Raw genomic sequence first — 23,129 nt, forward strand, 5'->3', positions numbered from 1 at the left:
ATTGTTATTGCTCAGCTTCAGAAAAGTTTTGCCAACCTTTAGTGATTATTTTTAAATCAGCATCATGACGGTTTGCTTTTAAATAAACATAGTCGTTATCTAGTTGAGAAATATCAAAACGCTGTTGAGTAAACCCTTTACTATCTACAGATTTAGCAACGACAATCGCCTTCCCGTGCTCATCAACTGAAACCAGTGCAGCAATAGGCAACCTATAAACAAACTTGTCACTTTCAAAGGCGATAATAACCCCCGCTAACTGCCCAGCTATCATCCCAGACCTATCACTTAAGTTCGGCAGCAATATTTCAATAACGAATAGGTTGCTGTCGCCATTAGCAATGGCTGGCACTTTACTTATAACCCCTTCAACAATACCAATATTATTCATTGATACTTTAACTTTCTGCGCTAACTTAACCTGGCTAACTTCCATGCCAGTTAGTGCTACTTTGACGACCCAATCAAGTTTAGCCACCTTTAAAGCTTCTTGGCCCGGGCTTTGTAGTTCACCTAGCTCTGTACTTCGAGCGAGAACAACGCCTGAAAAAGGTGCATAAATACGCGCTTTTTCTAAGTTATAGTAGGATACTTGATATGCAGCTCGAGTAGTTTCAACTAATGTGATGGCATCATCTAAATCGCGCTCTGAAGCCATTTTTTCATCCATCAAACGACTGATACGCTTCACATCACGCTTAGCTTGCAATAATTTTGCATAGTTAGCATTTTTCTCTTCTTTTAATTCAGTAACATCCAAAGATGCTAGCAACTGACCTTCAGTAAATTTCTCACCTTCATCAATATTTAACAATGCTAAATAGCCTGCACTTTTAAAAGAAAGATTAAGAGTACGTTTATAATCAAGCTTACCGGTTCTACTTATGGTATCGCTGTAAAGTTCGGCAACGACAACTTCAGTATCAAATGACTGCGAGAATACCAGAACAGGCTTAAAGATAAGTAACAAAATAAAGGCAGTAAATAATTGTTTCATGGTGAAATGTTTACTTATAGAGTGTTGAGATTAATGATTTTATTATAGCCTTTACTTTAGGCATCTTCCCAATGAATGTACATCTTTTTCAGATTTTGTTTTAACATTAAATTAATACAATTAGTTTTATTCGATTATCGGTTCATTCCCAAATAAAACCTTATCTCAAATGGTTAAATTGAATTAAATTATCCATTCGACCTAGACATAATCTAAGATAATCTATACTATTTGCGCGCTTAAACCTTTTCAATACGCACCCATAGCTCAGCTGGATAGAGCGCTGCCCTCCGGAGGCAGAGGTCGCAGGTTCGACTCCTGCTGGGTGCGCCATTATTGGCATTTTACACCTATATTAGTTTTACTCCCTTAGCCTTATATCAGCACTAGCTAATATAAAAGTAATTCTCTACAATATTCCTACATACAGAATTTAGGAAAATTATCATGAAAGCTGAAGTAAAATGGGTGGGTGAAGAACTATTTATGGGCACATCAGAAAGTGGTCATACAATTGTATTAGATGCTAATGCCGGTGCTCTTGCTCCTAGCCCATTAGAGAACGTTTTAATTTCTCTAGGTGGTTGTTCATCTGTTGATGTTGTTAGCATATTAGAAAAAGCACGCCAAAATATCACAGGCTGTTCCGTTACAATTGAGGCAAAACGTGTTGATTCAGTACCAAAACTGTTTTCTGATATTCATTTACACTTCGTTATTGAAGGTAGTGATGTAGCCGAAAAACATGTTGAACGTGCCGTTAACCTTTCTGCTGATAAATACTGCTCGGTGGCATTAATGTTAAACAAGTCTGTGAATATTACTCACGATTTTGAAATCAAGTCTGCGTAATTTCTGTTACGCGTATTACTAATAGGGAACTACTATTAATTCCCTATTAGGTTTCTAAATTTATTATTATTTTCTTTTGATAAACCATACGATAGCTCAGCTAAGCTTAACAGAGAGTCACTGCTCACTTCTTTATTGCCAGTTATTTCTTTCATATATTCAAGCCATAACGTTTCTGTAGTATTAATTCTTGCGTCACCATTTTCGATGGTATTAAAAATATAAAAACCACACTGGTATAAAGCACGATAATTTCCTAGCGCTACCTGTTCCACTAAAGTTGATTGATCTGCCGATGCTAAACAATGATTTTTTGCCTCGCTGACCTTTGCACGAACGAACCCTTCATATTGTGGTGACAAGCTTAACATTATCTTTTTCGCCATCATTTCAGCGTGGCCTTCATGCATCCAATTATCGACCGGGTCTACTGCACTACCTGACATGTGCTGATACATATGTGCTGCCTCATGCGCGAAAAACCACAACGTTGCTGCAGCATCTTGTTTTTTATAAACGTTGTGCCCATACCAATGCATAAAAACTTGGTTAGGTAATGTGCCGCCTTGATGACCAAAACGCCCATCATTAGTTTCACTAAATGAGGCGAATAACATAGGCTTTTTGGACAATACACCGTATGACTCTTCAAGAATAGACATCATCTTTGGAAGCATAATTTCCATTTGTTTTGCAATTTCGCTTGATAGCTTAGGATCTACAATTCCAATGTAGCTGCCATTGTCATGTGAAAGCTGCTGGCCAATGTATAACTTCTGGCCGTCATTTTTATCCCACCAAGACGTTTTTATTTTATAACTTATCCCGTCAACAAAAATATTATCCTCCGCGGGCGCTTTTACCGCCATAGCCCAGAGGTTTTCATTCCCTGAGCAAATATTTGGACAGGCAAAAAATCGGCCACTATGTAATAGCATGGCGTTATTTGAAAAAGGTGAGAATGGCGCATAATTCTTGGGTAAGTGAATATAGGTTGGTGTAAGTTTAAAAGTAACTGAGGTAAAGGTAGTAGCGTCTTTGCGAGCTACGATTTCTCTGCCATTGATATAAGAGATTTTAAACGCGTCCGACAATGGCTGCCATCTCGCTATTCGACTATCATCAGGAGAGTTTGCAAACATAATTGCCTTTATCGGCGTTTGGCTTTGGTAACTTACTTGCCAGTGCTTTGCAGAAAGCTTTTCGATTTCGGTATATAAAATATTTGCTGCGTGTGCTTCGAATATAGAACTGCCGTAAAGTATTACAGCAGTAACCAACTTAAACACAAAAATACGCAGCATAACTATAGATCACTCATCCAATCTAATTGCTTGTTCGCTTCGTTTTTCTTATGCATTAAATCTTTTATTAGTGGTGTTAAAATTAACTCCATCGCTAAGCCCATTTTCCCGCCAGGTACAACTAAGGTGTTCATTCGCGACATAAAAGCCCCTTCTATCATGCTTAAATAATAGGGGAAGTCTAAATGGCTTGATTCACGACACCTTATAACAACAAAACTTTCATCTAAGGTTGGAATTGCTTTTGCACTAAATGGATTAGAAGTATCAACGGTTGGTACCCGCTGAAAGTTTATATGTGTGCGGGAAAACTGTGGGGTAATAAACGAAATATAGTCTTCCATACTACGAACGATACTGCCGGTGACAGCTTCCCGACTATGCCCTCGCTGACTCGTATCTCGAATAATCTTTTGGATCCACTCTAGGTTTACAATTGGCACCATGCCAATTAATAGATCAACATGCTTAGCAACATCATTTTTTTCAGTAACTACACCACCATGCAGTCCTTCATAAAACAATAAATCTGTACCCTCACCCAGTTCTTCCCATGGGGTAAATGTGCCTGGCATTTGATTGTAAGGAACCGCTTCATCAAAGGTATGCAGGTAACGACGCATTTTACCTTTACCAGTCTCAGAGTAATCTTTAAATAACTTCTCAAGCGCGTCAAAGTCATTAGCCGCGTCACCAAAATAACTAACATTACGTTGTTCTTCACGTGCTTTACGTTTTTCTAAGTCCATTTCTTGTCTAGAAAAGCGATGAAAGCTGTCACCTTCAACAGTCGCTGATGAAATACCCAACGAACGAAATATATGTTCGAACGACTCTGTAGTCGTAGAGGTACCAGCCCCAGAGGAACCAGTAACAGCAATAATTGGATTACGTGATGACATAAATTAATTGGCCTAAAAGAGCATGGATAATTGTTATACGAGGAATTACTTTGTTGGTCAAGCTTTTAGGCTTTGTTGCCAAATTTCAGCCACAAAAAAGCGGAGCCTAAGCTCCGCTTTCAATACTTCAGAATAAACTTAGTACAAGTACTAAATTATGCTTCTGCGCTAGCTTCTTCAACTACTTCAGCAGTTTCTTCAACTACTGGGCGGTCTACAAGCTCAACGTAAGCCATAGGCGCTTTATCACCAGTACGGTAACCACATTTTAAAATGCGAGTGTAACCACCTGGACGTTCTTGGTAACGTTCACCAAGTTCGTTAAATAAAATACCTACTACTTCTTTATCTTGTGTACGAGCAAACGCTAAACGACGATTTGCTACACTGTCGGTTTTGGCCAATGTAATTAATGGCTCAACAACGCGACGTAATTCTTTTGCTTTAGCTACAGTAGTTTTAATCATACCGTGCTTAACTAAAGAACTTGCCATATTGCGGAACATCGCCTGGCGATGACTGCTATTACGGTTTAACTGGCGACCGCTTTTACGATGGCGCATAAGTTAATCCTTATCTCAACTATTAAAAAACGATGATCGACTTAGTCGTTATCAGCTATGCTTTCTGGTGGCCAATTTTCAAGGCGCATTCCCAGAGATAAACCACGAGACGCTAAAACGTCTTTGATTTCAGTTAAAGACTTCTTACCTAAGTTAGGTGTTTTAAGAAGCTCAACTTCAGCACGCTGTACTAAATCGCCGATATATTGAATTGCTTCTGCTTTTAAGCAGTTTGCCGAACGAACAGTAAGTTCAAGGTCATCAACAGGACGAAGCAAAATAGGATCAAACAGTGGTTTCTCCTCTTTTGGCTCTACTTCAGTCACATCACGAAGCTCAACAAACGCATCTAGCTGTTCAGCTAAAATCGTTGAAGCGCGACGAATTGCTTCTTCAGGATCTAACGTTCCGTTAGTTTCCATGTCTAGTACTAACTTGTCCAAATCTGTACGCTGTTCAACACGTGCAGAATCAACATCATAGGCAATTCTTACAACAGGACTGAATGAAGCATCAACTAACAAACGTCCGATTGCGCGATCTTCTTCCTCGGCATCACGTCGAGTTGAAGCAGGAACATAACCACGTCCCATTTCAACCTTAATACGCATACTGATAGAGCCATCACCTGTCAAATGACAGATTACATGTTCTGGATTTGCAATTTCTACATCACCATCATGTTGGATATCGGCTGCCGTTACAGGGCCTTCACCGGACTTAGTTAAGGTAAGAACAGCTTCATCTTTGCCTTCTAAACTTATAGCTAGTCCCTTAAGGTTTAACAGTATTTCGATGATGTCTTCTTGCACACCTTCTTTACTGCTGTACTCATGAAGTACACCGTCGATTTCAACTTCAGTTACAGCACAACCTGGCATTGAAGATAAAAGAATGCGGCGTAACGCATTACCTAAAGTGTGACCAAAACCACGCTCTAATGGCTCTAAAGTTACTTTAGCACGCGTAGTACTAACAGTTTCGATATCAACCAATCGTGGTCTAAGGAATTCGGTTACAGAACCCTGCATGTTTGTCCTCTCTTAAAGTGCAACTTTACTTAGAGTAAAGTTCAACAATCAACTGTTCATTAATTTCGGCAGATAGGTCAGAACGATCAGGAACACGTTTGAAAACGCCTTCAAGTTTCTTGTTATCTACTTCAACCCAAACTGGCTTCTCACGTTGCTCAGCTAATTCTAAAGCAGCGATAATACGCGCTTGAGTTTTAGACTTTTCACGTACAGAAACAACATCTTCGGCTTTAACAGTGAAAGATGGAATATTAACAACAACACCGTTAACTACGATAGCTTTATGGCTAACAAGTTGACGAGCTTCAGCACGAGTGCTTGCATAGCCCATACGGTATACTACGTTATCAAGACGTTTCTCTAAAAGTTGTAACAAGTTTTCACCTGTGTTGCCTTTTAGACGAGCCGCTTCTTTATAGTAGTTGCGGAATTGTTTTTCTAGTACGCCGTAAATACGACGAACTTTTTGTTTTTCACGAAGCTGAATACCGTAATCAGATAAACGACCGCGACGGGCGCCATGCTGACCTGGAATAGTTTCGATTTTACATTTAGTGTCAATTGCTCGTACACCGCTTTTAAGGAACAAATCTGTACCTTCGCGACGACTAAGCTTTAACTTAGGACCTAAATATCTAGCCATGTTCTTTCTCCAACTTTCCTATTAAACGCGACGTTTCTTAGGAGGACGACAACCATTATGAGGAATAGGTGTAACGTCAGTAATGTTGGTGATTTTAAAACCAGCAGCATTTAAGGCACGGATTGCAGATTCACGACCTGGACCTGGACCTTTAACGAACACTTCAATATTCTTCAAGCCAAACTCTTGTGCAGTTTTACCAGCACGATCAGCAGCAACCTGTGCAGCGAATGGAGTAGATTTACGTGAACCACGGAAACCTGAACCACCTGCAGTTGCCCAAGATAAAGCATTACCTTGACGATCTGTAAGAGTCACGATTGTGTTGTTGAAAGATGCATGGATATGAGCCATGCCATCAGCAACTTGTTTTTTTACGCGTTTACGCGTTTTAACTGGTGTTTTAGCCATTGTCTAATCCCTCGTTACTTTTTAATTGGCTTACGAGGACCTTTACGAGTGCGCGCATTAGTTTTAGTGCGTTGCCCACGTAGAGGAAGACTGCGACGATGGCGGATGCCACGAAAACAGCCAAGGTCCATAAGACGCTTGATGTTCATTGAAACTTCACGGCGTAAATCACCTTCTACGGTGTATTTATCCACTTCAGCACGAAGCAAATCAATTTGAGCTTCGTCCAATTCACTGATCTTAGTTGACTCTGCAATACCAGTTGCTGCACAGATTGCTTTCGCACGTGTAGCTCCGATACCGTAGATCGCAGTAATGGCGATTACTGCATGCTTACGATCAGGGATGTTAATGCCAGCGATACGGGCCACTAACACATCTCCTATTCTTAATTTAAAATTTACCGGTTGAAAAGCCCGTTAGGATACTCAACCAGCCGCTTTTTTTGCAAATCGAAGCGGCATTATACAGAGTTATCTACATAATGCCACTTCTAAAAGATTTAGCTTTCGCTTAGGTCTATATTAACCTTGACGTTGCTTATGCTTTGGCTCTTCACAGATTACGCGAACAACACCAGCACGTTTAACAACTTTACAGTTACGACAAATCTTTTTTACGGATGCACGTACTTTCATTTTATACTCCGTTACCTAATGGCTCAGTCTAGCGACCGTAGCCCTTAAGGTTTGCTTTTTTAAGTACATTGTCATATTGATGAGACATCAAATGCGTTTGTACTTGTGCCATAAAGTCCATTATCACAACTACAATAATTAGTAGTGATGTGCCGCCAAAGTAAAAATTGACGTCCCATGCCATGATAATAAACTGAGGTACTAAACAGATAAAGGTAATATACATCGCACCAGCTAAGGTTAAACGAGTCATTACTTTATCGATATATTTTGACGTTTGCTCACCAGGACGAATCCCAGGAATAAACGCACCAGATTTTTTCAGGTTATCTGCAGTTTCACGCGGGTTGAAAACAAGAGCCGTGTAAAAGAAACAGAAAAATATTATCGCTGCTGCAAGTAACATTACGTAAAGTGGCTGTCCTGGAGAAATAGCAATTGATACTTCTTGTAGGAAATCAGCAACCATACCTTCACCTTGACCAAACCAGCTCGCAAGCGTGCCTGGGAACAAGATAATACTTGAGGCGAAAATTGGTGGAATAACACCTGCCATATTTACTTTCAACGGTAAATGCGTGCTTTGCGCGGCAAAAACCTTACGGCCTTGCTGACGCTTAGCATAGTTAACAACAATACGTCGTTGACCACGTTCCACAAATACTACAAAGAAAGTAGTAGCAAATATAATTACGCCAATTAGCAATAATACTAATAAGTGCAATTCACCTTGACGCGCCATCTCTGCAGTTTGACCTACAGCTGATGGCATACCAGCAACAATACCAGCAAATATCAAGATTGAAATACCGTTACCAATACCGCGTTCAGTAATTTGTTCACCTAACCACATTAAAAACATGGTACCAGTCACCAAACTTACTACCGCAGCAAAGTAGAATCCGAAACCTGCGTCCATTACTAGACCTGGCATCATTCCCGGTAAACTTCTTGCTATTGCAATTGATTGTACTGTTGCTAGAACTAAAGTGCCGTAGCGGGTGTATTGGCTGATTTTACGTCGTCCAGCTTCACCTTCTTTTTTAAGCTCTGCCATTGCGGGATGAACCACAGTAAGCAATTGCATAATAATCGAAGCTGAAATGTACGGCATAATACCAAGTGCCAATACAGAGGCTCGCTCAAGTGCACCACCAGAGAACATGTTAAACATTTCTACAATGGTGCCCTTTTGTTGTTCAAACAACTGAGCTAATACAGCGGCGTCAATACCAGGGATTGGCACAAATGATCCCAAACGAAACACAATAAGTGCACCGAATACAAACCACAATCTTTGTTTAAGCTCAGACAATCCGCCCTGCGCTTTATTATCCATTCCTGGTGTAGCCATAACCTGTACTATTCCTCGATTTTTCCGCCTGCCGCTTCAATAGCTGCACGAGCGCCTTTAGTAACACTTAAACCACGAACAGTAATTGGACGAGTGATTTCACCAGAAAGCATGATTTTCACTGACACAATGTTACGTGTAATTAAGTTAGCATCTTTAAGGGCAAAGATATCGACAACATCACCTGTGATGTTGTTTAGTTCATGTAAACGTACTTCAGCGCGAACTAAAGATTTACGTGACGTGAAACCAAACTTAGGTAAACGTTGTTTCAATGGCATTTGACCACCTTCGAAACCAGGACGTACACTACCGCCAGAACGAGACTTCTGACCTTTGTGACCACGACCACCTGTTTTACCTATGCCAGAACCAATACCACGACCACAGCGTTTCTTGGTCTTCTTAGCACCTGGTGCAGGAGATAAAGTATTTAAATGCATTATTAATCCTCCACCTTAATCATATAAGATACTTGATTGATCATACCACGTACAGACGGAGTATCTTCTAACTCAACTGTATGATTGATACGACGTAAACCAAGACCTTTTAACGTAGCTCTATGCTTCGGTAAACGACCGATAGAACTTTTTAACTGAGTTACTTTAACTGTTTTAGCCATGCTCAATTACCCCAAAATGTCTGAAACGCTTTTGCCACGTTTAGCTGCAACAGCTTCAGGCGAATGCATATTCGCAAGAGCAGAAACAGTAGCGCGAACTACGTTGATTGGGTTAGTAGAACCGTATGCTTTTGACAATACGTTCTGTACGCCTGCAACTTCAAGTACTGCACGCATCGCGCCACCGGCGATGATACCTGTACCTTCAGAAGCTGGTTGCATGTAAACTTTAGAACCAGAATGACGACCCTTGATAGGGTGTTGAAGAGTTGTACCCTTCAAGTCAACTGTTACTAAGTTACGACGCGCTTTTTCCATTGCTTTTTGGATTGCAGCAGGCACTTCACGTGCTTTACCGTAACCAAAACCAACACGACCAGCGCCATCACCAACTACGGTTAATGCTGTGAAACTGAATATACGACCACCTTTAACCACTTTTGATACACGGTTAACTGCGATTAGCTTTTCAGCCATATCACTTTGTTGTGAGTTTTCTTGATTATGATTAGCCATTATCAACCCCTAAAACTGAAGACCAGCTTCACGAGCTGCATCTGCTAACGCTTTCACGCGACCATGGTAACGGAAACCTGAGCGATCAAATGCTACAGACTCAATGCCTTTAGCTTTTGCACGTTCAGCGATTGCTTTACCAACAGCTTCAGCTGCGGCAACGTTACCTGTTTTCTCTAACTGAGCACTAACTTCTTTATCTAAAGTAGACGCTGTTGCGATTACTTCAGAACCAGTTGGAGCGATCAATTGCGCGTAAATATGGCGAGGAGTACGGTGAACGACTAAACGATTCGCACCCAGCTCGCTAATTTTTGCACGGGCGCGTTTAGCGCGGCGCAAACGAGATGTTTTCTTATCCATCGTATTACCCTACTTCTTCTTAGCTTCTTTACGACGTACATGCTCATCGCTATAACGAATACCTTTACCTTTATAAGGCTCTGGTTTACGGTAAGCGCGGATGTTCGCTGCTGTTTGACCAACTAACTGCTTGTCAGCGCCTTTCAGCGTGATTTCAGTTTGGCTAGGAGTTTCAACGGTAATTCCTTCAGGAATAGCGTGGTCAACCGGATGTGAAAAGCCTAAAGATAAGTTTAAGTTCTTACCTGCAGCTTTAGCACGGTAACCAACACCGTTTAAAACTAATTTTTTTTCAAAACCTTTACTAACACCTTCAATCATATTATTGATCAAAGCACGTGCAGTACCGGCTTGAGCCCAAGCGCCTTTAACATCAGCAACGATGTTAGTGATAATGTTATTTTCTTCTTGAGAAATAACAACGTCACCGTGGATCGTGCGAGATAATTCGCCTACTGGACCTTTAACTTTAATGTCTTGACCTGATAACGTAACAGTAACGCCAGCAGGAATTGCGACAGGTGCTTTTGCAACACGAGACATAACTCTGCTCCCTTACTCTACGAAACCAAGAACTTCACCGCCAAGACCCGCATTGCGAGCGGCGCGATCAGTCATTAGACCTTTAGAAGTAGAAATAATTGCGATACCCATGCCCGCTAATACTTTAGGAAGCTCTTGAGCACCTTTGTATACGCGAAGACCTGGACGTGAAACACGTTTAATTGTTTCAATTACTTCTTTACCTTCAAAATATTTCAATTCTACAGTTAGCTCAGGCTTAGCACCTTCAGCAACTGAAAATTCTGAAATGTAACCTTCTTCTTTAAGCAAGTTGGCAATTGCAACTTTAACCTTAGAAGATGGCATTGTTACTGCAGTCTTTGCTGCAGATTGACCGTTACGGATGCGTGTAAACATGTCCGCGATAGGATCAGTCATCATAACCATTTACTCCCGTGAATTACCAACTAGCTTTCTTAAGACCTGGAACTTCACCGCGCATAGTTGCTTCACGCAACTTGATTCGGCTTAAACCGAATTTACGCAAGTAACCATGTGGACGGCCTGTCACGTTACAACGATTACGTTGACGTGATGTGCTTGAGTCGCGTGGTAAACTTTGAAGTTTCAATACAGCATCCCAGCGCTCTTCTTCAGAAGAATCAACACCAGAGATGATTGCTTTTAACGCAGCGCGCTTTTCAGCGTACTGTGCAGCTAGTTTAGTTCTTTTAGCTTCACGAGCTTTCATTGACGATTTAGCCATAACTCTACACCTTCTTCTTAAATGGGAAGTTGAAAGCAGTCAATAATGCATGACCTTCTTCGTTATTCTTCGCACTTGTAGTGATAGTGATATCCATACCACGGATTTTGTCGATTTTATCGTAATCAATTTCCGGGAAGATGATTTGCTCACGTACGCCCATGCTGTAGTTACCACGACCATCAAATGACTTAGGGTTTAAGCCACGGAAGTCGCGGATACGAGGAATTGAAATAGAGATTAAACGCTCTAAGAATTCCCACATACGTTCGCCACGTAGAGTTACTTTTGTACCAATAGGGTAGCCTTCACGAATTTTGAAGCCCGCAACTGATTTGCGTGCTACTGTCGTGACCGGCTTTTGACCTGAGATTGCAGTAAGATCATTTGTGGCGTGCTCTAATACCTTTTTATCGGCAATCGCTTCACCAACACCCATATTAAGGGTGATCTTTTCAATCCGAGGGACTTGCATGACACTTTTGTATTCAAACTTCTTCTGAAGTTCTGCAACAACTGTATCTTTGTAAAAATCATGCAGTTTCGCCATCGTTTACTCCAATTAAATTAATTCGTTATTAGATTTGAAGAAACGAACTTTTTTGCCGTCTTCAACTCTAAAACCAACACGATCTGCTTTCCCAGTAGCTGGGTTAACAATCGCAACGTTGGAAACATGTAAAGGTGCTTCTTTCTCAACAATGCCACCAGGCTGCTGTAACTGAGGTACAGGTTTTTGGTGTTTCTTGATTAAGTTGATACCTTCAACAAATACTTTGCTGTCTTCAACAAGAACTTTAGTAACTTTACCAGTTTTGCCCTTGTCTTTGCCTGCAAGTACGATTACTTCATCATCACGACGAATCTTAGATGCCATTATCGTGACTCCTTATAGTACTTCTGGTGCTAATGATACGATCTTCATAAATTTCTCATTACGAAGTTCACGTGTCACAGGCCCGAAAATACGAGTACCAATTGGTTGTAAGTTAGCATTTAACATTACAGCCGCGTTTTCATCAAAACGGATGGCAGAACCATCTGTACGACGAACACCTTTCTTTGTGCGCACCACTACCGCAGTTAAAACATCACCTTTTTTTACTTTGCCGCGAGGATTTGCTTCCTTCACTGCAATTTTGATGATGTCGCCAATGCGTGCGTAGCGACGGTGCGAGCCACCAAGAACCTTTATACATTGTACACGACGAGCGCCACTGTTATCAGCCACGTTCAATTGTGATTGCATTTGGATCATTTATATTGCTCCGCTAATTATCTTTTACACATATAAAAAGATAGAAATTTAAGGCCAAAAATTCGACCCGTCACTGCCTTTTTCCACCCACTCACAACGAGCGGGCGCGAGATTATAACACCAGTTATCTAAAAGTGGTACTTTATTTAGCTAAAAAATAACCACTAGCTTAAATTGGCACCAATAAAGAACTGTTTACGTAATAACCTGCTTCTACTCATAGTCAAGTAGAACACTATAGATAGGGCTGAAAGTTGATAATTCAATAGCTGAACTTTATTTAATAGCAGTCTAAATTAGCTTGAAAAAATTTGAAATATAAGTAAGGAGAATTAGCTTGGATATTAAAACTTATTGTGAGGCAATAAAAAGGCCCTGCCTAAGCAGAGCCTTTTCAAAGTACTTATTGTGAAATAGAATCAGCGATTAAGCTTTTTCTACAACGTCAACCAAAGTCCAAGATTTACTCTTAGAAATAGGTGCACATTCACGAATAGTTACTAAATCACCAGCTGCACATTGGTTAGTTTCATCATGCGCTTTCAACTTAGTTGAACGCGTCATGAACTTACCGTACATTGGGTGTTTAACACGACGTTCGATCAGGACAGTGATAGACTTATCCATTTTGTCACTGATAACGCGACCTTGTAGTGTACGAATTTTTGCTTCGCTCATTACTTACCTGCCTTTTCAGTTATGATAGTCTTAACACGCGCGATATTACGGCGTACTTGTCTTAGCAAATGAGTTTGTGCTAATTGGCCTGTGCTTGCTTGCATGCGATAGTTAAACTGTTCGCGTAGCAATTCAAGTAATTCAGCGTTTAGCTCTTCAATGCTTTTTTCTTTCAATTCGCTTGCTTTCATTACATCACCGTTCTAGTTACGAAAGTTGTTTTGAAAGGAAGTTTAGCTGCTGCTAAAGCAAATGCTTCGCGTGCTAATTCTTCCGAAACACCTTCCATTTCATAAAGAACACGACCAGGAAGAATTTGGCATACCCAATATTCCACTGAACCTTTACCTTTACCCATACGAACCTCAAGAGGTTTCTTAGTAATTGGCTTATCAGGGAATACACGGATCCAGATTTTACCTTGACGCTTCACGTGACGAGTCATTGCTCGACGAGCCGCTTCAATTTGACGCGCAGTCATACGACCACGTTCCATTGATTTTAACCCGAAAGTACCGAAGCTAACTGAGCTACCAGTGTGTGCAAGACCACGGTTACGCAGTTTAAATTGCTTACGGAATTTAGTACGTTTTGGTTGTAACATTACTTATTCCTCTACTTACTGGTCTTACGGTTAGACTTTCTTTTAGGCTTAGCAGCTGGTTGCTCTGCTTGTAATGGCATTTTGCCAATTACTTCACCTTTAAAGATCCATACTTTGATACCGATAACACCGTAAGTGGTATCAGCACGTGCAATTGAGTAATCAATGTCAGCACGTAAAGTGTGTAATGGAACACGACCTTCACGGTACCATTCAGAACGAGCAATATCTGCACCGCCTAAACGACCACTAACTTCAACTTTGATACCCTTAGCACCTAAACGCATTGCGTTTTGTACTGCACGTTTCATAGCACGACGGAACATTACACGACGTTCTAATTGACTAGCGATGCTGTCAGCAACAAGCTGCGAATCCATTTCTGGCTTACGAACTTCAGCGATGTTGATTTGAGCAGGAACACCAGCAATTTTAGAAACCGCTAAACGTAACTTTTCTACGTCTTCGCCTTTCTTACCGATTACAACACCCGGACGAGCCGTGTGAATTGTAACGCGGATAGATTTAGCAGGACGCTCAATTACGATTTTTGATAATGATGCACGCTTAAGCTTTTCAGATAAGTATTCACGAACCAAGTGGTCACCGTGTAAGTTATCTGCGAAATCTTTGCTACTTGCAAACCAAGTAGACGCGAAAGGTTTCGTGATACCTAAGCGAATACCATTTGGATGGACTTTTTGACCCATTCTAATATCTCCTAGCTATCAGATACAATCACAGTAATGTGACTTGTACGCTTAAGGATACGATCCGCGCGACCTTTCGCACGAGGCTTAATACGTTTCATTGTTGGACCATCGTCAATCATAATTGTTTTAACGAATAGTTCATCAATGTCTGCACCTTCATTGTGCTCTGCGTTAGCAATAGCTGAATCAAGTACTTTTTTAACTAAAACAGCAGCAGATTTGTTGCTGAAAGTTAAAATTTCAAGTGCTTTTTCAACATGCTCGCCACGGATTTGATCCGCAACTAAGCGTGCTTTTTGTGCAGAGCCACGGGCAAATTTATGTTTAGCAATAGCTTCCATCTAATTTCCCCTATCTCTTCGCTTTCTTATCCGCGACATGGCCACGGTAAGTACGAGTTGGTGCAAATTCACCTAACTTGTGACCGATCATTTCATCAGTTACAAATACAGGTACGTGTTGACGGCCATTATGGACGGCAATGGTCAATCCGATCATATTAGGTATGATCATTGAACGACGGGACCAAGTCTTAATTGGCTTTTTATTCCCGCTTTCCACCGCTGTCTCTACCTTCGTCAACAAGTGTAGGTCAATAAATGGACCTTTCTTGAGAGAACGTGGCATGGTGATTCCTCTTTAATTAAAAGTACTATTTAGTACGACGACGTACGATAAATTTATCGGTACGCTTGTTCTTACGAGTCTTGTAACCCTTAGTTGGTACACCCCAAGGTGATACCGGGTGACGACCGCCTGATGTTTTACCTTCACCACCACCGTGTGGGTGATCAACTGGGTTCATGGCAACACCACGAACAGTTGGGCGAACACCGCGCCAGCGTGAAGCACCTGCTTTACCTAAAGAGCGAAGCATGTGTTCAGCATTGCCGATTTCACCTAAAGTAGCACGACAATCTGACTCAATTTTACGCATTTCGCCAGAACGAAGACGTAAAGTGACATAAGCACCGTCTTTCGCTACTAACTGAGCGTAAGTACCAGCAGCACGTGCGATTTGAGCACCTTTACCTGGCTTAAGTTCGATTGCGTGAACAACACTACCTAATGGTGTGTTGCGAAGTGGTAAAGTGTTACCCGCTTTAATAGGAGCATCTACACCAGACTGGATTGAATCACCAGTTTTTAAGCCTTTAGGGGCTAAGATGTAACGACGTTCACCATCTGCGTAAAGTACAAGTGCAATGTTTGCACTACGGTTTGGATCATATTCCAAACGCTCAACTTTTGCAGGGATACCATCTTTGGTACGCTTAAAGTCGATCATGCGGTAATGATGCTTGTGACCACCACCAACGTGACGTACTGTAATACGACCTGTATTGTTACGACCACCAGACTTAGACTTAGTGTCTAATAATGGTGCGTAAGGCTTACCTTTATGCAACTCCGCGTTAACCACTTTAACAACGTGGCGACGACCCGGAGAAGTAGGTTTACATTTAACAATAGCCATTTTCGTAAACTCCTATGATTCCGCGCCGACGAAGTCGATGTCGCTGCCTTCAGCAAGAGTAACGTATGCTTTTTTCCAATCGCTTCTGCGACCAAAACGAGCACCTGTACGCTTTGTCTTACCTTTAACATTTAATGTGCGAACACCTTCAACTGAAACTTCGAAAAGTTTCTCAACAGCAGCTTTGATTTCAGCTTTAGTAGCAGTAGTAGCAACTTTGAAAACAACAGTGTTGTTTGCTTCAGCAGCCATAGTGCTTTTCTCAGAAATGTTTGGTGCTAAAAGCACTTTCAGTAAACGTTCTTCGTTTATCATCCTAACATCTCCTCAAGTTGTTTAACTGCAGTAGCAGTCATCAAAACTTTTTCGAAACCAACCAAGCTAACTGGGTCAATACCGTCTACGTCACGAACGTCAACTTTGTATAAGTTACGTGCTGATAAGAATAAGTTCTCATCAACTTCTGGAGTAACGATTAATACGTCTTTTAACTCCAAACCGTTTAGTTTAGCTACTAACTCTTTAGTTTTTGGTGTTTCAACTGCAAAATTTTCTACCACAACTAAGCGTTCTTGACGAACTAACTCAGAAAGGATGCTTTTAATCGCACCACGGTACATTTTACGGTTAACTTTTTGGCTGTGATCTTGTGGCTTAGCAGCGAATGTTACGCCACCAGTACGCCAGATTGGACCACGAGTAGTACCAGCACGTGCACGGCCAGTACCTTTTTGACGCCATGGTTTTGCGCCACCGCCGCTAACTTCTGAACGAGTTTTTTGAGCACGAGTACCAGCACGAGCACCAGCTGCATATGCAACTACTACTTGGTGTACAAGAGCTTCATTAAACTCAAGTCCAAAAGTTGTTTCAGAAACTTCAAGAGCGCCTGAAGCGTCTTTTAATGCTAATTCCATCACAAATCTCCTGGACTAGGCTTTAACAGCTGGTTTGATGATTACGTTGCCATTGATAGCACCCGGAACCGCACCTTTAATAAGGAGCAAATTACGTTCTGCATCGACACGAACCAATTCAAGGTTTTGCGTAGTTACTTTCGCAGCACCCATATGACCAGACATTTTTTTGCCTTTGAAAACGCGACCTGGTGTTTGACACTGGCCGATTGAACCGTTTGAACGGTGAGATATAGAGTTACCGTGAGTAGCATCTTGCATGCTGAAATTCCAGCGCTTAATACCACCTTGGAAACCTTTACCTTTCGAAGTACCGGTTACGTCTACTAATTTTGTGTCGTTGAATAACTCAACAGTGATTTCACTGCCAGTTTCAAGACCTTCACCTTCGTTTTCGTTTAAACGGAATTCCCACAGGCCACGACCTGCTTCGATACCAGCTTTAGCGAAATGTCCGGCTGTTGGCTTGTTAGTACGATTAGCTTTTTTGCTACCCGTAGTAACTTGAAGCGCTGAATAACCATCATTGTCAACAGTTTTAACCTGAGCAATACGGTTCGCTTCAACTTCTAGGACGGTTACAGGAGTAGATACACCATCTTCAGAGAAGATGCGAGTCATACCCACTTTACGTCCAACTAGACCTATAGTCATGTTAAAACTCCTATTAACCCAAGCTGATTTGAACGTCAACACCAGCTGCTAAGTCTAAACGCATTAATGCGTCTACAGTCTTTTCAGTTGGTTCTACGATATCAATCATGCGTTTGTGAGTACGAATTTCGTACTGATCACGTGCATCTTTGTTAACGTGTGGAGAAATCAAGATAGTGAAACGTTCCTTGCGAGTAGGAAGTGGAATTGGACCACGAACCTGTGCGCCAGTACGTTTAGCAGTATCAACGATTTCAGCTGTTGATTGATCAATCAAACGATGATCGAACGCTTTCAAACGAATGCGAATTCTTTGATTTGTCATGAAACAAATCCCCATTTTAAAGAACAACAAAATACAGCCCATCACCTTTTTTATGTAAAAGGGGGGAGTATCGCTATAACATTCAACTCCAAATCGGAGCTGCTGTGTGTTAACCATTAATTTTAAAAATCAATATGCTAACTGGTAAAACACGCTGAGCATAGCTCGACGTGGAGGCGTATTATACAGAGACAGATGATAAATTCAACTACTATCTTGTTTATCTATAGTTAAGTTATTACTTGAGCTGTAATTTAGATATCAACTCTTCTGTAGAGATTGTTACTGGCAATGTTAAAGATAGGTAGGGGTTTATCGATGCCTTTCTATATATGCTTACATATATGTATATGCTCAACGGCTCTTTTAGCCCTATTTAATTATACCTATTATATAGGTAAATCAATAAAAGTTAATTTTCGTACAATTAATACCAAGGTACTTATGACTTTCCTGCCGATTAAACCACTGTAATTTTCTGACAAGTTAAGGATAATTGCTAAACTTGAATAATTTTTATGTCGATTTTATAAAAGTAATGGTATACTCCCGCGCAAATTTTCGTCAATTCCGCGTTATTTGCGGAGTTTATCACACATTATATAGAGTAAAGTAATGGCAGATTTATCAAAATACAGAAATATTGGTATTTTCGCTCACGTTGATGCGGGTAAAACCACAACAACTGAACGTATCCTTAAATTAACTGGTATGATCCACAAGATTGGTGAAGTACATGACGGTGAGTCAACAACTGACTTCATGGAACAGGAAGCTGAGCGCGGTATTACTATCCAGTCTGCTGCTGTTACTTGTGAGTGGAAAAAACACCGTTTTAACGTAATTGACACTCCTGGTCACGTTGACTTCACAGTAGAAGTTTACCGTTCACTTAAAGTACTTGATGGTGGTATCGGTGTATTCTGTGGTTCTGGTGGTGTTGAACCACAATCAGAAACTAACTGGCGTTACGCTAACGAATCAAAAGTTGCTCGTTTGATTTTCGTTAACAAATTAGACCGTTTAGGTGCTAACTTTTACCGCGTTAAAGAACAAGTAGAAAACGTACTTGGCGCTCGTCCATTAGTAATGACATTACCAATTGGTGAAGAAGATGATTTCGTTGGTGTAGTAGACGTATTATCTCAAAAAGCATACATCTGGGATGATTCAGGCCAACCTGAAAACTACAAAGTTGAAGATATTCCTGCGGATATGGTTGACGACGCTGCTGCTTACCGTGAAGAGATGATCGAAACAGCTTTAGAAGCTGATGAAGACATGTTAATGGAATATTTAGAAGGTGAAATGACACCAACTGAAGACCAAATTAAAGCGTGTATCCGTAAAGGTACAAACGAATTAATGTTCTTCCCTACATACTGTGGTTCAGCATTTAAAAACAAAGGTATGCAACTTCTTCTTGATGCTGTTGTTGATTACTTACCTTCACCAACTGAAGTTCCACCTCAGCCGTTAACGGATGAAGAAGGTGAACCAACGGGTGAATTCGCATTAGTTAAAACTGACGAGCCGTTCCGTGCATTAGCATTTAAGATTATGGATGACCGTTTCGGTGCCTTAACATTCGTACGTGTATACTCAGGTGTACTAAATAAAGGTGATACAGTACTTAACTCATTCACCGGCAAAACTGAGCGTATCGGCCGAATGGTTGAAATGCAGGCAGAAGACCGTACAGAGCTTACTTCAGCTCAAGCTGGTGACATCCTTGCTATCGTTGGTATGAAGAACGTTCAAACAGGCCATACTTTATGTTCTGTTAAAGAACCATGCACGCTTGAAGCAATGGTTTTCCCTGAGCCTGTAATCTCAATTGCTGTTGCACCTAAAGATAAAGGTGGTTCTGAGAAAATGGGTGTAGCAATTGGTAAAATGGTTGCTGAAGATCCAACATTTAAAGTTGAAACTGACGAAGATTCTGGTGAAACCATCCTACGTGGTATGGGTGAGCTTCACTTAGATATCAAAGTAGATATCCTTAAGCGTACTTACGGTGTTGATTTAGTTGTTGGTAAGCCTCAAGTTGCTTACCGTGAAACTATCACTCAAGAAATCGAAGATAGCTACACGCATAAGAAACAATCAGGTGGTTCTGGTCAATTCGGTAAGATCGATTACCGTATCCGTCCTGGTGAGCCAAACTCAGGTTTCACATTTAAATCAACAGTTGTTGGTGGTAACGTACCTAAAGAATTCTTCCCTGCTGTAGAGAAAGGCTTTAAAGGTATGATGGAGACTGGTGTTCTTGCTGGCTTCCCTGTACTAGATGTTGAAATTGAATTATTTGATGGTGGTTTCCACGCGGTTGATTCATCGGCTGTTGCTTTCGAAATCGCAGCTAAAGGTGCATTCCGTCAATCAATTCCAAAAGCAGGTGCTCAGTTAATTGAACCTATCATGAAAGTTGATGTGTTCACTCCTGAAGATCACGTTGGTGACGTTATTGGTGACTTAAACCGTCGTCGTGGCATGATCAAAGACCAAGAAGCCGGTGTTTCTGGTGTTCGTATTAAAGCTGACGTTCCATTATCTGAAATGTTCGGTTACATCGGAACATTACGTACAATGACATCTGGTCGTGGTCAATTCTCTATGGAATTCTCTCACTACATGCCTTGTCCAAACAACGTAGCAGAAGCGGTAATCGCTGAAGTTAAAGAGCGTAACGCTAAAAAATAATCATTAGATTATTTATCTTTTTAAAAGGATGCTTCGGCATCCTTTTTTATTGCCTAAAAATCATTAAATATCACAGTACAATTTCTAGCCATGTCCTGAACTGCATGATAGAGTTTCAAAGCATGGTTCAGAAATAAGAATTATTACTCATGAATTGTGACACCTAAATAATAAAAAATATAAAAATAGGCTGTAGTTAAAATGTTCAATTTTATACATCGATCCATCATGCGTCAGTTGGTTATTACGATTTCAAGTACAGTTGCTGTACTGCTAATTATCACCTCTTTTTTTGTCTTATCGAGCGTTAGTGAAAATACTCGTAAACAATTAATAGCCGATATTGATAATCTAGTAACGTTACAATCAACTAGAGTTCAGGACTTCTTTATTGCCAAAGGGCAGATCAATCACAGCGTATTTTCTAATCCACTTGTTATCAATTGGTTTAAGGATTATCAATCACGCCTTAGCGATATTAGTAGCAATCAATCATATCAAGATGTTACTCGGTATTTTAAATACTTCTCCACGCAAGATCCGGCGATTAAGAGTGTATTCTTTGGCAGTGCCAATACCTTTGAGTATTTTGATCTCAATGGACGCTACGATGATGCAACATACTTCACTAATAAACGTCCTTGGTGGCAAAACGGAATAACCAAAGGAAAAATGTATGTAACAGAGCCTGCGGTTGATAATAACGATGGTTCAGTCTCGGCAACGATAACTTCACCCTACTATTTACCCAATGGAAAACTATTAGGTATAGGTGGTATGGATATCTTGATCACTACCATTGGACAAGACCTACTTTCACAGATTAAATATAAAGGTGAAGGGGATGCTTTCCTAGTCACCGATAGCGGTAAATTAGTTTTCTTCCCTGGTTTTGATGATAACTTCAAACCGGGTAATACTATGGCAAGCATAGACTCGGTTTTTGCCAATACCAATGGCTTCGGCTCATTACAAACAACTTTAGCCAATAACGCCAATGGCCTTGCGAATGTCACTTGGCGCGGTGATAAATATCAAGTCATTTTCAATGAAGTAAAAAGCGACTATCCGATGATGAATTGGAAGCTAGGCTTTCTAGTGCCGGAACGTCTCATTTCCGAGCCAGTGGAAGCAGCATTTTGGTCTTCAAGCTTGACGGTTATTGTTATTATTTTAATGATTGCGATTGTGGTCTGGCTTACTGTATTGCCGTTCGTTAAACGTATTACACGTCTACAAAATGCTATGAAAGATATCGCTGAGGGAGATGGCGACCTAACGAAAAGAATTGCGCCATTGAAAAATGATGAAATTGGCCAGCTGGTTGATGAATTCAATACCTTTATCGACTCTATTCAAGAATTGGTGCAAAAGACCGTCGCCATTACTAATGACGTTACTTCCTCATCAGAAGCAACTGAAGCGATAAGTAGAAATACGGCGAACATAGTTGAATCTCAAAAACGTGAGATTGACTTAGTTGCTGCAGCCGCAACTCAGTTAGCACAAACTAGCATCGCAATATCAGATAATACCAATCAATCGAAAGAGTTAGTGTCAAATGCTGAAGAAAAAGTTTCTCTTGGCTCGAGTGTGGTTAATCAGGCGACCTCAGGCATGCAGAAACTTTCTAATAATGTCGATAATGCCTCACATGTAGTACAACAGTTAAGAGCCGGCACACAGAGCATAGGTGACGTTGTAACGGTTATTCGCAGCATTGCAGAACAAACTAACCTTTTGGCACTAAATGCAGCCATAGAAGCAGCACGAGCGGGAGAGCAAGGCCGAGGTTTTGCTGTTGTTGCTGATGAAGTACGAACTTTAGCCTCTCGAACCCAAGAGTCTACCGCCAATATTGAAGGAATAATAGAAGAACTGCAATCAACAGCGGTTAATGCCGTCGATGTTATGGAATCTAGTTGTAGTGAAGCGGAAAACAGTGTTCAGCTCAATCAGCAAGTACAACAAGTATTAACTGATATTGCATCCGTGATCAGTGAATTTCAAAGCCAAACGTTTGAAATAGCCACCGCCGTTGAGCAGCAAGCAAGTGTTGCTGATGATGTTTCGAAAAATATTGAAAACGTTAGGTCCCTAACTGATGATACAGTTGAAGCATCAAGTACCATGCGTAGCAGTCTTGCCGGGTTATCTACACAATCTAACTCATTATCTACGGTTGTGAGTCAATTCAATGTATAGCGTATCTCTTTAATCTAACCAGTAGAAAAATCCCCTTTTATGAAGAAGACGCACATGCGTCTTTTTTTATTGTATTTTGCTAACAAAGCCTTAGCACAACTTATATTTGCTTAGATCATATCC

The 23,129-nt window shown here is 40.8% G+C and carries 34 protein-coding genes and 1 tRNA gene; 4 read left to right on the forward strand and 31 right to left on the reverse strand.

The genetic code is table 11. The annotated features are described in order from the left end of the window. Nucleotides 1–4: 4 nt before the first annotated feature. A complete protein-coding gene (locus AC27E9_RS15935; protein WP_487131897.1) occupies nt 5–997 on the reverse strand; it encodes an efflux RND transporter periplasmic adaptor subunit in 993 nt (330 codons plus the stop codon). Nucleotides 998–1,253: 256 nt separating this feature from the next. Between AC27E9_RS15935 and AC27E9_RS15940 the strand changes: the two genes are divergently transcribed. Together AC27E9_RS15940 and AC27E9_RS15945 are read left to right on the forward strand one after the other, a co-directional pair. After that, a tRNA-Arg gene (locus AC27E9_RS15940) sits at nt 1,254–1,330 on the forward strand. Nucleotides 1,331–1,444: 114 nt separating this feature from the next. Then, on the forward strand, nt 1,445–1,849 hold the full coding sequence (locus tag AC27E9_RS15945; protein ID WP_487131899.1) for an OsmC family protein: 405 nt from the start codon (nt 1,445–1,447) through the stop codon (nt 1,847–1,849). 35 nt (nt 1,850–1,884) lie between these two features. On the opposite strand, the gene AC27E9_RS15950 is transcribed toward AC27E9_RS15945, so the two are convergent. From AC27E9_RS15950 to rpsJ, 30 genes are all read right to left on the reverse strand, one after another. Further along, the gene (locus AC27E9_RS15950; protein ID WP_487131901.1) at nt 1,885–3,153 is read right to left on the reverse strand and encodes a hypothetical protein; all 1,269 of its coding nucleotides are present in this window, start codon (nt 3,151–3,153) and stop codon (nt 1,885–1,887) included. Between the two features lie 2 nt (nt 3,154–3,155). Continuing rightward, complete coding sequence (locus AC27E9_RS15955; RefSeq protein ID WP_487131903.1) at nt 3,156–4,055, reverse strand: phosphoribulokinase; 900 nt, start codon at nt 4,053–4,055, stop codon at nt 3,156–3,158. Between the two features lie 155 nt (nt 4,056–4,210). Further along, nucleotides 4,211–4,618: a 50S ribosomal protein L17 gene (gene rplQ, locus AC27E9_RS15960; protein ID WP_487131905.1), complete on the reverse strand. Its 408-nt coding sequence runs from the start codon at nt 4,616–4,618 to the stop codon at nt 4,211–4,213. 41 nt (nt 4,619–4,659) lie between these two features. Then, nucleotides 4,660–5,649: a DNA-directed RNA polymerase subunit alpha gene (locus AC27E9_RS15965; RefSeq protein WP_487131907.1), complete on the reverse strand. Its 990-nt coding sequence runs from the start codon at nt 5,647–5,649 to the stop codon at nt 4,660–4,662. A gap of 25 nt (nt 5,650–5,674) precedes the next feature. Continuing rightward, nucleotides 5,675–6,295 (reverse strand): 30S ribosomal protein S4, encoded by a 621-nt coding sequence (gene rpsD / locus AC27E9_RS15970; protein WP_077287458.1) that lies wholly within the window; start codon nt 6,293–6,295, stop codon nt 5,675–5,677. A gap of 21 nt (nt 6,296–6,316) precedes the next feature. Continuing rightward, nucleotides 6,317–6,706 carry a 30S ribosomal protein S11 gene (gene rpsK / locus AC27E9_RS15975; protein WP_085300443.1) on the reverse strand — a complete coding sequence of 130 codons (390 nt, stop codon included), beginning with the start codon at nt 6,704–6,706 and terminating at the stop codon, nt 6,317–6,319. Between the two features lie 14 nt (nt 6,707–6,720). Further along, nucleotides 6,721–7,077 carry a 30S ribosomal protein S13 gene (gene rpsM, locus AC27E9_RS15980; protein WP_044833209.1) on the reverse strand — a complete coding sequence of 119 codons (357 nt, stop codon included), beginning with the start codon at nt 7,075–7,077 and terminating at the stop codon, nt 6,721–6,723. 153 nt (nt 7,078–7,230) lie between these two features. Next, nucleotides 7,231–7,344, reverse strand: a complete 114-nt coding sequence (gene rpmJ / locus AC27E9_RS15985) for a 50S ribosomal protein L36 (protein ID WP_077287462.1) — start codon at nt 7,342–7,344, stop codon at nt 7,231–7,233. A 28-nt stretch (nt 7,345–7,372) separates the two neighbouring features. After that, nucleotides 7,373–8,698, reverse strand: coding sequence for a preprotein translocase subunit SecY (gene secY / locus AC27E9_RS15990; RefSeq protein ID WP_487082132.1), 1,326 nt, complete (start codon nt 8,696–8,698; stop codon nt 7,373–7,375). Between the two features lie 8 nt (nt 8,699–8,706). Continuing rightward, the gene (rplO, locus tag AC27E9_RS15995; protein ID WP_487131908.1) at nt 8,707–9,141 is read right to left on the reverse strand and encodes a 50S ribosomal protein L15; all 435 of its coding nucleotides are present in this window, start codon (nt 9,139–9,141) and stop codon (nt 8,707–8,709) included. Nucleotides 9,142–9,143: 2 nt separating this feature from the next. Continuing rightward, complete coding sequence (gene rpmD, locus AC27E9_RS16000) at nt 9,144–9,323, reverse strand: 50S ribosomal protein L30 (RefSeq protein WP_487131909.1); 180 nt, start codon at nt 9,321–9,323, stop codon at nt 9,144–9,146. 6 nt (nt 9,324–9,329) lie between these two features. Continuing rightward, nucleotides 9,330–9,839, reverse strand: coding sequence for a 30S ribosomal protein S5 (rpsE, locus tag AC27E9_RS16005; RefSeq protein WP_487082129.1), 510 nt, complete (start codon nt 9,837–9,839; stop codon nt 9,330–9,332). A 9-nt stretch (nt 9,840–9,848) separates the two neighbouring features. After that, nucleotides 9,849–10,202 carry a 50S ribosomal protein L18 gene (rplR, locus tag AC27E9_RS16010; protein WP_487131910.1) on the reverse strand — a complete coding sequence of 118 codons (354 nt, stop codon included), beginning with the start codon at nt 10,200–10,202 and terminating at the stop codon, nt 9,849–9,851. A 9-nt stretch (nt 10,203–10,211) separates the two neighbouring features. Further along, nucleotides 10,212–10,745 carry a 50S ribosomal protein L6 gene (gene rplF / locus AC27E9_RS16015; protein WP_487131912.1) on the reverse strand — a complete coding sequence of 178 codons (534 nt, stop codon included), beginning with the start codon at nt 10,743–10,745 and terminating at the stop codon, nt 10,212–10,214. Nucleotides 10,746–10,757: 12 nt separating this feature from the next. Continuing rightward, nucleotides 10,758–11,147 (reverse strand): 30S ribosomal protein S8, encoded by a 390-nt coding sequence (rpsH, locus tag AC27E9_RS16020; RefSeq protein ID WP_487131913.1) that lies wholly within the window; start codon nt 11,145–11,147, stop codon nt 10,758–10,760. Between the two features lie 19 nt (nt 11,148–11,166). Beyond that, nucleotides 11,167–11,472: a 30S ribosomal protein S14 gene (gene rpsN / locus AC27E9_RS16025; RefSeq protein ID WP_487131914.1), complete on the reverse strand. Its 306-nt coding sequence runs from the start codon at nt 11,470–11,472 to the stop codon at nt 11,167–11,169. A gap of 4 nt (nt 11,473–11,476) precedes the next feature. Then, nucleotides 11,477–12,022 (reverse strand): 50S ribosomal protein L5, encoded by a 546-nt coding sequence (gene rplE / locus AC27E9_RS16030; RefSeq protein WP_487131915.1) that lies wholly within the window; start codon nt 12,020–12,022, stop codon nt 11,477–11,479. A gap of 12 nt (nt 12,023–12,034) precedes the next feature. Continuing rightward, the gene (gene rplX / locus AC27E9_RS16035) at nt 12,035–12,349 is read right to left on the reverse strand and encodes a 50S ribosomal protein L24 (protein ID WP_487082123.1); all 315 of its coding nucleotides are present in this window, start codon (nt 12,347–12,349) and stop codon (nt 12,035–12,037) included. A gap of 12 nt (nt 12,350–12,361) precedes the next feature. Continuing rightward, the gene (gene rplN, locus AC27E9_RS16040) at nt 12,362–12,730 is read right to left on the reverse strand and encodes a 50S ribosomal protein L14 (protein WP_303455072.1); all 369 of its coding nucleotides are present in this window, start codon (nt 12,728–12,730) and stop codon (nt 12,362–12,364) included. A 426-nt stretch (nt 12,731–13,156) separates the two neighbouring features. Beyond that, nucleotides 13,157–13,408: a 30S ribosomal protein S17 gene (gene rpsQ, locus AC27E9_RS16045; RefSeq protein WP_487131917.1), complete on the reverse strand. Its 252-nt coding sequence runs from the start codon at nt 13,406–13,408 to the stop codon at nt 13,157–13,159. Continuing rightward, the gene (gene rpmC / locus AC27E9_RS16050; protein ID WP_130601348.1) at nt 13,408–13,599 is read right to left on the reverse strand and encodes a 50S ribosomal protein L29; all 192 of its coding nucleotides are present in this window, start codon (nt 13,597–13,599) and stop codon (nt 13,408–13,410) included. The genes rpsQ and rpmC overlap by 1 nt, the downstream gene beginning before the upstream one ends. Then, a complete protein-coding gene (rplP, locus tag AC27E9_RS16055) occupies nt 13,599–14,012 on the reverse strand; it encodes a 50S ribosomal protein L16 (protein WP_085301057.1) in 414 nt (137 codons plus the stop codon). Before rplP ends, rpmC begins: the two co-directional genes overlap by 1 nt. 11 nt (nt 14,013–14,023) lie before the next feature. Next, complete coding sequence (rpsC, locus tag AC27E9_RS16060; protein ID WP_487082121.1) at nt 14,024–14,722, reverse strand: 30S ribosomal protein S3; 699 nt, start codon at nt 14,720–14,722, stop codon at nt 14,024–14,026. Between the two features lie 11 nt (nt 14,723–14,733). Continuing rightward, nucleotides 14,734–15,066, reverse strand: coding sequence for a 50S ribosomal protein L22 (gene rplV, locus AC27E9_RS16065; protein ID WP_487131919.1), 333 nt, complete (start codon nt 15,064–15,066; stop codon nt 14,734–14,736). A gap of 10 nt (nt 15,067–15,076) precedes the next feature. Continuing rightward, nucleotides 15,077–15,352: a 30S ribosomal protein S19 gene (gene rpsS, locus AC27E9_RS16070; protein WP_077287496.1), complete on the reverse strand. Its 276-nt coding sequence runs from the start codon at nt 15,350–15,352 to the stop codon at nt 15,077–15,079. Between the two features lie 25 nt (nt 15,353–15,377). After that, complete coding sequence (rplB, locus tag AC27E9_RS16075) at nt 15,378–16,202, reverse strand: 50S ribosomal protein L2 (RefSeq protein ID WP_487131921.1); 825 nt, start codon at nt 16,200–16,202, stop codon at nt 15,378–15,380. 12 nt (nt 16,203–16,214) lie between these two features. Continuing rightward, nucleotides 16,215–16,517 (reverse strand): 50S ribosomal protein L23, encoded by a 303-nt coding sequence (gene rplW / locus AC27E9_RS16080; RefSeq protein WP_085284014.1) that lies wholly within the window; start codon nt 16,515–16,517, stop codon nt 16,215–16,217. Beyond that, on the reverse strand, nt 16,514–17,119 hold the full coding sequence (gene rplD / locus AC27E9_RS16085) for a 50S ribosomal protein L4 (protein ID WP_487082119.1): 606 nt from the start codon (nt 17,117–17,119) through the stop codon (nt 16,514–16,516). The genes rplW and rplD overlap by 4 nt, the downstream gene beginning before the upstream one ends. 15 nt (nt 17,120–17,134) lie before the next feature. After that, the gene (gene rplC / locus AC27E9_RS16090; RefSeq protein WP_077287504.1) at nt 17,135–17,773 is read right to left on the reverse strand and encodes a 50S ribosomal protein L3; all 639 of its coding nucleotides are present in this window, start codon (nt 17,771–17,773) and stop codon (nt 17,135–17,137) included. Between the two features lie 13 nt (nt 17,774–17,786). Further along, a complete protein-coding gene (gene rpsJ / locus AC27E9_RS16095) occupies nt 17,787–18,098 on the reverse strand; it encodes a 30S ribosomal protein S10 (RefSeq protein ID WP_487093364.1) in 312 nt (103 codons plus the stop codon). Between the two features lie 615 nt (nt 18,099–18,713). On the opposite strand from rpsJ, the gene fusA reads away from it, so the two are divergent. Both fusA and AC27E9_RS16105 read left to right on the forward strand, forming a co-directional pair. Continuing rightward, a complete protein-coding gene (gene fusA, locus AC27E9_RS16100) occupies nt 18,714–20,801 on the forward strand; it encodes an elongation factor G (RefSeq protein ID WP_487131923.1) in 2,088 nt (695 codons plus the stop codon). A gap of 201 nt (nt 20,802–21,002) precedes the next feature. After that, a complete protein-coding gene (locus AC27E9_RS16105; RefSeq protein ID WP_487131925.1) occupies nt 21,003–23,006 on the forward strand; it encodes a methyl-accepting chemotaxis protein in 2,004 nt (667 codons plus the stop codon). Nucleotides 23,007–23,129 lie beyond the last annotated feature (123 nt).

It is taken from the genome of Colwellia meonggei, assembly GCF_057537295.1.